Origin of the sequence: Saccharothrix sp. CB00851, assembly GCF_001905065.1 — a bacterium.
Lineage (GTDB): Bacteria > Actinomycetota > Actinomycetes > Mycobacteriales > Pseudonocardiaceae > Actinosynnema.
Map to the genome: position 1 here is coordinate 91,828 of NZ_LWLC01000029.1, position 9,739 is coordinate 101,566.

A 9,739-nucleotide genomic window follows, 5' to 3' on the forward strand; every position below is an offset into this window, starting at 1 on the left:
AGAACGAACCACCAATGGCCACTCTGGAGATCAAGGACCTGCACGTCTCGGTCAACACCGACGAGGGCTCCAAGGAGATCCTCAAGGGCGTCGACCTGACGATCAAGGCAGGCGAGACCCACGCCATCATGGGCCCCAACGGCTCGGGCAAGTCCACCCTGTCCTACGCCATCGCCGGTCACCCCAAGTACGAGATCACCTCCGGCAGCGTGCTGCTGGACGGCGAGGACGTGCTGGAGATGACCGTCGACGAGCGCGCCCGCGCGGGCCTGTTCCTCGCCATGCAGTACCCGGTCGAGGTGCCCGGCGTGTCGATGTCGAACTTCCTGCGCACCGCCGCCACCGCCGTGCGCGGCGAGGCCCCGAAGCTGCGCCACTGGGTCAAGGAGGTCAAGGAGGCGATGTCCGACCTGGACATCGACCCGGCCTTCGCCGAGCGCTCGGTCAACGAGGGCTTCTCCGGCGGCGAGAAGAAGCGCCACGAGATCCTGCAGCTGGGCCTGCTCCAGCCGAAGATCGCGATCCTGGACGAGACCGACTCCGGCCTGGACGTCGACGCGCTGCGCGTGGTGTCCCAGGGCGTGAACAAGTACAAGGAGTCCAGCGAGGTCGGCGTCATGCTGATCACGCACTACACCCGGATCCTGAAGTACATCTCGCCCGACTTCGTGCACGTCTTCGCCGGTGGCCGCATCGTCGAGTCCGGCGGTCCGGAGCTGGCCGACCAGCTCGAGGCCGAGGGTTACGTGAAGTACACCGGGAAGCAGGAAGCCGCCAGCATCGGCTGACGTTGTACCTGTCCGTGAACACGTATCGAGAGGAGGCGTCGGAGCAGTGACCACCACCGCTACTCCACTGGACGTCGTAGGCGTCCGGGCGGACTTCCCGATCCTGGGCCGCACCGTGCGGGAGGGCAAGCGGCTGGTCTACCTCGACTCCGGCGCCACCTCGCAACGCCCGAGCCAGGTCCTCGACGCCGAGCGCGCCTTCCTGGAGACCGCCAACGCCGCGGTGCACCGCGGGGCGCACCAACTGGCCGAAGAGGCCACCGACGCCTACGAGGGCGCGCGGCAGAAGATCGCCGACTTCGTGGGCGTCAAGTACGGCGAGATCGTGTTCACCAAGAACGCGACCGAAGGCGTGAACCTCGTCGCGTACGCGATGGGCAACGCCGCCACCGCCGGTCCCGAGGCCGAGCGGTTCCGCATCGGTCCCGGTGACGAGATCGTCGTGACCGAGATGGAGCACCACGCGAACCTGGTGCCGTGGCAGCAGCTTGCCGCGCGCACGGGCGCCACGCTGCGCTGGTTCGGTGTCACCGACGAGGGCCGACTGGACCTGTCGGACCTCGATGAGCTGATCAACGCGAAGACCAAGGTCGTCGCGTTCACCCACCAGTCCAACGTGCTGGGCACGATCAACCCGGTGCGGGTGCTCGCGGACGCGGCCCGCGCGGTCGGCGCGCTGACCGTGCTGGACGCGTGTCAGTCCGTCCCGCACGGCCCGGTCGACTTCACGGCGCTCGGCGTGGACTTCGCGGTGTTCAGCGGCCACAAGATGCTCGGCCCGTCCGGCATCGGCGTCCTCTACGGCCGCCGTGAGCTGCTGGAAGCCCTGCCGCCGTTCCTCACCGGCGGTTCGATGATCGAGATGGTCCAGATGGCGAAGTCGACCTTCGCCCCGCCGCCCGCGCGGTTCGAAGCGGGCGTGCCCATGACGTCGCAGGCCGTGGCGCTGGGCGCGGCGGTGGACTACCTCAACGCCATCGGCATGGACCGCATCGCCGCGCACGAGCACGTGCTGACGGAGGCCGCGCTGCGCGGCCTGGCCGAGATCCCGGGCGTGCGGATCATCGGCCCGCTGGACACCGTCGACCGCGGCGGCGCGGTGTCGTTCGTGGTCGAGGGCATCCACGCGCACGACGCCGGTCAGGTGCTCGACAGCCTGGGTGTCGCGGTGCGCGTCGGCCACCACTGCGCGTGGCCGCTGCACCGGCGGATGGACGCCGCCGCCACCGTGCGGGCCAGCTTCTACCTGTACAACACGCTGGACGAGGTGACCGCCCTGGTCGACGCCGTCCGCGAGGCGCAGAAGTTCTTCGGGGTGGCGTGATGCAGTTGCAGCAGATGTACCAGGAGATCATCCTGGACCACTACAAGAACCCCCACGGCCGCGGCCTGCGCGACCCGTTCGACGCCGAGTCGCACCAGATCAACCCCACCTGCGGCGACGAGGTGACCCTGCGCGTCAAGCTCGACGGCGACACCGTCCGCGACGTCTCGTACGACGGCCAGGGCTGCTCCATCAGCCAGGCTTCCACCTCGGTGCTCACCGATCTGGTGGTGGGCAGGCCGTTGGACGAGGCGTTCGAGAAGATGGACGCGTTCGTGGAGCTGATGCAGGGCCGTGGCCAGGTCGAACCCGACGAGGACGTCCTGGAGGACGGCATCGCGTTCGCGGGCGTGGCGAAGTACCCGGCACGCGTGAAGTGCGCGCTGCTGGGCTGGATGGCTTTCAAGGACGCGGTGGCACGCAGCGAGGGAGCAAAGGCATGACCGCCGAAGAGGACGTGGTGCGCGGCATCGAGGGCATGCCCGAACCGCCCGCACCGAAGGCAGACGTGGCCGCGGTGGACGACGTCGAGGAGGCCATGCGCGACGTCGTCGACCCGGAACTGGGCATCAACGTCGTCGACCTGGGCCTGGTCTACGACATCCGCGTGGACGAGGAGAACGTCGCGCTCATCGACATGACCCTCACCTCGGCTGCCTGCCCCCTGACCGACGTGATCGAGGACCAGACCCGGTCGGCACTGGTCGGCGGTGGCGGCGGCGGAATCGTCAACGACTTCCGCATCAACTGGGTCTGGATGCCCCCGTGGGGCCCGGAGAAGATCACCGACGACGGCCGCGAACAGCTGCGCGCCCTCGGCTTCACCGTCTGATCCGACAGACCTGGACCCGAAACCCGACCGCCGAGGGCCATAAACCCAAACCCTCGTGCCCACAACGGACCGGACCACAACGGGTCCGCAGCCAACCCGCAGAGGCCCGATTTTACATGGGGTTCGGGTGCTTTAGGCTGGTCGAAGCCGGGCAGGCTTGGCGGGCGCTTTTTCCGCCAGGCCTGCCCGGCTTTGGCCTGCCTGGAGTGCCCGTAAGGGGCCCCATGTCAAATCGAGCCGGGTTCAAGTCGCGCACTGATAGTCCGAAGTGCAAGGACTTAAAAGATCAAAAGAGTCCTCGCCGGACGGGCAGATCAACAGGATGACATCCCCCCGTCCCGTTCAGATCCCGTTCCGTCGGGAACTCCCGACCCAGCGTGGTCCCGGACTCCGTGTCATCCCACCGACCTCCCTCCGGGTTACCACACGTGTCAAGGGCGGCGCGCGGTCTAAGTGAAGTAGTAGGCAAAGCTGAACGCGCCGCCCTTGACACGTGCGGTAAGGCTGCGCCAGGTCGGCGGGATGACACGAAGCCCTCCTATATGCGGAAGGGCGGGGGCGAGGGTTGACGTGTCGGGGTGTGGGTTGGGTCAGCGGGCGTAGACGCGTTCGACGAATTCCGCCAGTTGGGTTTCGTCCAGGTGGCGGGCCAGGTCGGCTTCGGACACCATGCCGACCAGGCGGTGGTCCTCGATCACGGGTAGGCGGCGGATTTGGTTGTCCTCCATCGTCCGGAGGACGTGTGACACGTCGTCGTCCGCGTTGACCCAGTGCAGGTGGCCGGACATCTCGCCGGCCGTCATCGAAGAGGGATCCCGGCCGTCGGCGACGCAGCGCAGCACGATGTCGCGATCGGTGATGATCCCGTGCAGTTTGTCGTCCCGGCCGCAGATCGGCAGCGAGCCGACGTCCAGGTCCCGCATCATCTGCGCCGCGTCGAGCAGGCTCTGGTTCTCCTTGATGCACTGGACACCGGCGTTCATGATCTCCCGTGCGGTGGTCATGCCGAACCTCCTTGGTCGCGTAGACCAAGGATGCGCCGGTCCGGCGCGACCGGCACCTCGACGCCTAGGTCTGCGCCACCAACATCGCCACGACGTCGGCCGGTGAGCCGCGTCGGCGGAACGCCCGCCGTTGCCGCACCGCGCCCGTGCCGTCCAGCAGCAGTCGGGCGATGCCGTCGACCACGAGGTCCTCGTCGCCCGCCGCACGCAGAGCCGGGCGCGTCCAGTCGACGAGCGCGTGCACCATGTCCGCCGCCGGTACCAGGCGACCGCTGACCGGTTCGATCCCGGCGCCGTCCAGCCCGTCCCGCGCCGCACGCCACAACGCCGTCCGCAGCGCCAAGTCCGGCACGCGCTGTGCGGCCACACCGGCCAACGCCGTGACGGCGATCGCCCGCACCAAGGCGGCCAACAGGACGGCCTCGTCCACGGTCGCCGCCACGTCGCACACCCGCAGCTCCACGGTCGGGTGGTGGGCCGACAGCCGCACGTCCCAGTAGACCATCGCCGGGTCCAGCGCCGCCCCGCCCGTCCTCAGCACTCGCGTGGCCTGGTGGTAGTCCTCCGCCGACTCGAACCACGGTGGCGCGCCGGCCGACGGCCACGGGCTCCACGACACGTAACGCCAACTCGCGTACCCCGTGTCACGCCCGTCCGAGAACGGCGAGTTGGCGCTGATCGCCAACAGCACCGGCAGCCACTGCCGCAGGTGGTTGCCGATCACCACCCCGGTGTCCTCGTCCGGGATGCCGATGTGCACGTGGCACCCGCAGATGGTGAGCCCGTCGACCAACGCCCCGTACTCGCCGGCGATGATCCGGTAGCGGTCGGACTCGGTCAACGGCGGCGGTCTGAGGCCACCGAGCACCGGTGTCCCGGTCGCCACGATCCGCGCGCCCCGGGCAGCCGCCAACGCGGCCAGCGCACGCCGAGCCGCCAGCAGCTGCTCATGAACCTCGGCCATGCTGCGGCACACCCGAGTGGCGCTCTCCACCTGGTAGAGCGTCGCCTCGGTCTGCAGGTCCAGCTCCGACCGCACACCGCCCAGCACCTCGGACGCCAGCGGCATGAGCGTTCCGGTGTCGGGGTCCACCAGGAGGAACTCCTCCTCGACCCCCACCGACAGCGGCAGGTCCGAGACGGCTCGCGGCAGCGGTAGGGCGATGACCTCGCTCACCAGGGACCTCCCTGCACTGGGTAGTCAGCCTGATGCTATGAGTAACCGATCGGGTGGCACATGCGGCTTTGCGGTGAACTTCCTAACTTACTGCCAGATGCGGTCCGCCGCGCAGGACGTCGACGTGGTCGCTGCCCGGCCGCCCCAGCACCCAACTGGTTCCCCGCAACGACTTCGCGTGCTCCTTCAACGGCGCCAGCAGCCGGGACACCTCCCGGTACGACGCCACCGACCCGGCCGCGCAGATCAACGTCGCCAACGACAACGTGACCCCGAGCCCTTCCGCCTCGAACGGCACGTCCAGCACCCCGGCGGAGAACGGCACGATCTCGTTCAGCCCGGCCACCACCAGGAAGTCGTCCCCGCCGACGTGCCCCACCTGCACGCCCGGGTACGCCGCCGCACCGTCGGTCAACGCACGCCCTATGGCCCTGATCAGGTCGTCGCCCGCGGCGAACCCCGCCGAGTCGTTGACCCGCTTGAACGCGTCCACGTCCAACCACCCCACGGCGAACAGCTCACCGCCGAGGATGCGCCGGTCCACCTCGCGGGCGATCGAGTCGCTGCCCGGCAGCCGGGTCAACGGGCTCAACGCCGCCGCCTGCTCCACCTTCATCTCGGCCACACCGCGCACCACGTCCGCGACCCGCACCACGCCCAGGCAGCGGTCGTCGTCGTCCACGACCACCAGGTCGTCGTTGGTGCGCTCCCGGTTGGCGTGCGCGACCACGTCCAGCAGCTCCAACGCGCTGGAGTCCGCCCCGATCAGCTTCGGCCGGTCCGCCAGCCGCGCCGCCTCCCGCTTCGCGTGCAGGGCGTGCCCGAACGGCCCCGTCACCGCCAGCAGGAACCGGTTGCGGTCCACCGTCCAGCACGGCCTGCCCTCGTCGTCCACGAGCACCACGCCGCTGACCGTCGGCTGGTTCGCGAGCACGTCGCGCACCTCCTCGGACGTCGCCGAGTCGGGCAGCGTGGTCGCCGGGTGCAGGAAGTCGGTCACCTTCGGCCCGGCCTTGCGCCGCAACGGCGCGGTCATCGTGCTGGTGACCGCCTCCGGGTCGTTGACCTCGCTCAACACCGCCGCGATCGTCGCGTCCACCTTGGGCCTGCGCTGCGGGCTCGCCAGCAGGTTGCCTTGAGCGAGCCGCACCCCGAGCCGGCGCAGCGCGGCCAGCTGCGCCTCCGTCTCCACGCCCTCGGCCACGACCAGCGACCCGGTGTGCTCGCACAGGTGCTGCAACGCCTGGACCATCGCGTACCGGGCGGGGTCGGCGGGCAGCGCCACCACGACCTCGCGGTCCAGCTTGATGACGTCCGGCTGCACCTCGGCCAGCAGCGACAGCGGCGAGTCGCCCTCGCCCACCCCGTCCAGGCCGATCCGGAACCCGTCCTCGCGCAGCCGTTCGATGCCCTTGACCAGCAGCCGGCGCGGCGCGCGCGAGTACGGCGTGCCGACCTCGACGACCAGGTCCGCGGGGGTGCGCCCGACCTCGCGCAACGCCGAGTAGAGCGGGGCCATCAGCTCGGGTTTGTCCGCGATCGTCAACGCGAGGAGGTTGACGTGCAGCGGCACGCCCAGGCCGTGGTCGGCCGCGTGTCGGACCGCGCGGCACGCGAGGGCCACGTCGGTGTTGGCCAGGTACCCGGCGCGGAAGGCCATCCGCAGCAGGTCCTGCACGTTGCCGTCGTGCGGTCGGGCCAGCGCTTCAACCGCCACGACCCCTCCGGTGTGGAGGTTGAACAACGGCTGGAAGGCGAAGCGAACGTCATCCAGCAAGGCGGGCACGGCCTCGATCGTGCCCGGTCGATCTTCTTTTGCCGAGACCGTTAACCAGGTGTTCTCGCACTCTTGGTCGATTGCACAGGAAATACCAGCCGAGCGCGCATGGTCCAGGACGCCGAACCGAACAGCCCGAGCATCGCGCGGGCGGTCCCGCGCAGGTCATCGTGCCCGCCGAGGTAGTCGCGTTGGAGACTGTCGGACAATTGGAAAAAGCCGTTGAAGAATTCCGGAACCTCGTCGGGTCGCAGTGCCAGCAACGCCTCCAGACCTCTGAGCCGCAACGCGCGCACCGCCCGTTCCGCCGCCGAACGCCTCACCCCACGCCCGTTCATGATCGCGTCCGCCACCACCGGCGCCCGCCGCAACGCCGCCGCCACGCTGTACCCCGTCGCCGGGTGCACCCACCCCGCCGCCGCGCCGAACGCCCCTTCCCGCGGCCGCCCGTCCAACGGGATGCGCACCCGCTCCTCGGCCTCCGGTACCGGGATTCCGTGCACGGCCAGCCGCGCGTGCAACCGGAGCCGCAACTCGCGCAACGGCAGACCCGGACGGCGGGCCAGCGACGTCTCCTCCAGCAGCACCTCGTCCGCCGACACCGGGATCGCGTAGAGGAACGTCGGATCGGACGTCGTCGCCGCCGGGGGCCTGCGCCAATCCATGATCAGCGCTTCGTCGGCGCCGACGAACGGCCGCGCGCTCTCCGCCGGCACCACCACGCCGACCGCCGTCTGCGCCGCCCGACCACCCACCGCGCCGCTCGCGTCCACCACCCGCCCGGTCAACACCCGACCGTCCGCCAACGTCACCGACGTGGCCGTGTGGCCGACCACCCGGCCCGCCACCACCCGCACGTCGTCCGGCAGCCGCCACAACCGCTCGTTGTCCAACACCGCGTAGGCCCGCTCGATCACGTGCTCCGCCGTCGTCACCGCGCGAGCCCTCGACGTGCTGAAGGCCAGCGGCGCGTCGGCCGGCAACTCGTCCACCCACGCCGCGTAGGTCGCCCGCCACCGCCGCCCCGGATTGGGATCGACCACCGTGGTCCCCAGCCCCCGCGCCGCGCACGCCCGCGCCAACGCCCGTCCCGCCGGTCCGCCACCGACGACCACCACGTCCACTTAGCGCTTCTCCGGCGGCTCGGGCGGCAGCAGGTTGCCCAGCACCAGCGGCTGGTACTGCGCCACCACGTCCGCGAGCTGCGTCACCGTGCGCTCGATCGCCGCCCGCGCCGCGTTGCGCTCCGCGATCACCGCCGACAACAGCAGCGCCGTCAACACCGCCGTGCCGTTGAACGCCTGCAACGTCATCATCCGCACCACCAGGTCCAGATCGGCGAACGGACCCGTGCTGCGTGCCGCGCCCCGTGCCGCCAACGTCGTCGCGATCAACGCGCACGGCGCCGTGCCGAGGTGCTGGAACCGCAGGGCCGCCCAGATCAGGAACGGGAACACCAGGTACATCAGCCGCAGGTCGCTCGTGCTCGCCACCGTCATGACGACCGCCGTGCTCACCACCAACGCCACGGCCTCCACCCACCGGCGCAGGGGGTGGTTGCGCGGGCGCAACGAGCGGAACGCCAGCACGATCGGCACGAACACCAGCACGCCCAGCGCGTCACCGGTCCACCACACCATCCACGTCGACCAGAACAACGCGCCGTCGATGACGCCCGTGACCAACAACGTGCCCGAGCCGACCGTCGCGCTCACCGCCATGCCCGCGAGCCCGCCCAGCAGCACGAGGGCCAGCGCGTCACGCGTGCGGTCCACCTCCTGCCGGAAGCCCACCTTCTTGAGCAACAGGTAGGCCACCACCGGTCCGAGCGTGTTCCCCGCGGTGATGAGGACCGTCGAGCCGACCTCGGCGAGCGTGAAGTTGACCGCGAACGCGCCCAACGCGATGCCCGGCCACATCCTCAGCCCGCCCATCAGCAACGCCAGCACGGCGACACCGGTCGGCGGCCACAACGGCGTCACCTGGTCGTTGACCAACGCCTGGAGGAGGCCGATGCGAGCGCCCGCGTAGTAGCAAGCCGCGACCAGGGCCACGTGGAACGCGTACCGGCCGAGCCGAGGGGAGAGCTGCACGGGCACAGCATCCACCGTCCCAGGGGGACGCACCACGCCTAGCTGCGGAGACGGCAAAACCGACCCCCCGATTTGTCTCCGCGCGGGCCGCCGTGTAACTTTCTCTCTGCCAGCGCGGAACGGGCCGGAGAGAGTCACCGGAACGGAGCGCGGCGAACAAGCCCCGGGGATCGAATCAGCAGCACAGCGTGCTGCCTCGGCTCCGGACGGTAGAACAAAGTGAATGCGAAGCGAGTTCAGCGCGGAGCCGAGAAGCCGAAACCGGCCGATTTGACACCGCGAAAACGAGCGAGCTAAGCTTCAACCAGAACGAAACACAAAGCCCCGGAATGAACTGCGGTAAGACGCGGGACAAGACGGTGAGCGCGTGTTCTTTGAGAACTCAACAGCGTGCCGAATAGCCAGTAAATTTATGAACCTCGTCAAGAGGTTTCCTTTGAGATTGTTACTGGACAACTGACAGTATTTGTCAGTGTTGTTCGGAGCGATCGAACTCATTCCTTATTGGAGAGTTTGATCCTGGCTCAGGACGAACGCTGGCGGCGTGCTTAACACATGCAAGTCGAGCGGTAAGGCCCTTCGGGGTACACGAGCGGCGAACGGGTGAGTAACACGTGGGTAACCTGCCCTGTACTCTGGGATAAGCCTGGGAAACTAGGTCTAATACCGGATACGACCTGCTATCGCATGGTGGGGGGTGGAAAGTTCCGGCGGTACGGGATGGACCCGCGGCCTATCAGCTTG

At 69.2% G+C, this 9,739-nt stretch carries 9 protein-coding genes and 1 rRNA gene; 5 read left to right on the forward strand and 5 right to left on the reverse strand.

All coding sequences use genetic code 11. The features are described 5' to 3' along the window. The first annotated feature begins 14 nt into the window (after nt 1–14). From sufC to A6A25_RS26945, 4 genes are read left to right on the forward strand one after another with little or no spacing between them, the layout of a single operon-like run. Nucleotides 15–788 (forward strand): Fe-S cluster assembly ATPase SufC, encoded by a 774-nt coding sequence (gene sufC, locus A6A25_RS26930; RefSeq protein ID WP_073894733.1) that lies wholly within the window; start codon nt 15–17, stop codon nt 786–788. A gap of 46 nt (nt 789–834) precedes the next feature. Then, a complete protein-coding gene (locus A6A25_RS26935) occupies nt 835–2,112 on the forward strand; it encodes a cysteine desulfurase (RefSeq protein ID WP_073894736.1) in 1,278 nt (425 codons plus the stop codon). Next, nucleotides 2,112–2,555, forward strand: coding sequence for a Fe-S cluster assembly sulfur transfer protein SufU (sufU, locus tag A6A25_RS26940; RefSeq protein ID WP_073894738.1), 444 nt, complete (start codon nt 2,112–2,114; stop codon nt 2,553–2,555). Before A6A25_RS26935 ends, sufU begins: the two co-directional genes overlap by 1 nt. Continuing rightward, nucleotides 2,552–2,944, forward strand: coding sequence for a metal-sulfur cluster assembly factor (locus A6A25_RS26945; RefSeq protein WP_073894741.1), 393 nt, complete (start codon nt 2,552–2,554; stop codon nt 2,942–2,944). Before sufU ends, A6A25_RS26945 begins: the two co-directional genes overlap by 4 nt. A gap of 590 nt (nt 2,945–3,534) precedes the next feature. Here A6A25_RS26945 and A6A25_RS26950 read toward each other — a convergent pair. From A6A25_RS26950 to A6A25_RS26970, 5 genes are all read right to left on the reverse strand, one after another. Continuing rightward, a complete protein-coding gene (locus A6A25_RS26950) occupies nt 3,535–3,948 on the reverse strand; it encodes a CBS domain-containing protein (RefSeq protein WP_073894744.1) in 414 nt (137 codons plus the stop codon). A 64-nt stretch (nt 3,949–4,012) separates the two neighbouring features. Then, nucleotides 4,013–5,125 carry a carboxylate-amine ligase gene (locus tag A6A25_RS26955; protein ID WP_083668710.1) on the reverse strand — a complete coding sequence of 371 codons (1,113 nt, stop codon included), beginning with the start codon at nt 5,123–5,125 and terminating at the stop codon, nt 4,013–4,015. Between the two features lie 82 nt (nt 5,126–5,207). Then, nucleotides 5,208–6,911, reverse strand: a complete 1,704-nt coding sequence (locus A6A25_RS26960) for a GGDEF domain-containing protein (RefSeq protein WP_073894747.1) — start codon at nt 6,909–6,911, stop codon at nt 5,208–5,210. A gap of 41 nt (nt 6,912–6,952) precedes the next feature. Continuing rightward, nucleotides 6,953–8,026 carry a lycopene cyclase family protein gene (locus A6A25_RS26965; protein WP_073894750.1) on the reverse strand — a complete coding sequence of 358 codons (1,074 nt, stop codon included), beginning with the start codon at nt 8,024–8,026 and terminating at the stop codon, nt 6,953–6,955. Next, entirely contained in the window at nt 8,027–8,995 is a 969-nt protein-coding gene (locus A6A25_RS26970; RefSeq protein WP_241828934.1) for an MASE1 domain-containing protein, read from the reverse strand. Between the two features lie 501 nt (nt 8,996–9,496). On the opposite strand from A6A25_RS26970, the gene A6A25_RS26975 reads away from it, so the two are divergent. Then, a 16S ribosomal RNA gene (locus A6A25_RS26975) occupies nt 9,497–9,739 on the forward strand; the annotation flags it as partial.

Coding starts and splice junctions, on each gene's coding strand:
- sufC (WP_073894733.1), top strand. CDS start 15: ATGGCCACTCTGGAGATCAAGGACCTGCACGTCTCGGTCAACACCGAC.
- sufU (WP_073894738.1), top strand. CDS start 2,112: ATGCAGTTGCAGCAGATGTACCAGGAGATCATCCTGGACCACTACAAG.
- A6A25_RS26945 (WP_073894741.1), top strand. CDS start 2,552: ATGACCGCCGAAGAGGACGTGGTGCGCGGCATCGAGGGCATGCCCGAA.
- A6A25_RS26950 (WP_073894744.1), bottom strand. CDS start 3,948: ATGACCACCGCACGGGAGATCATGAACGCCGGTGTCCAGTGCATCAAG.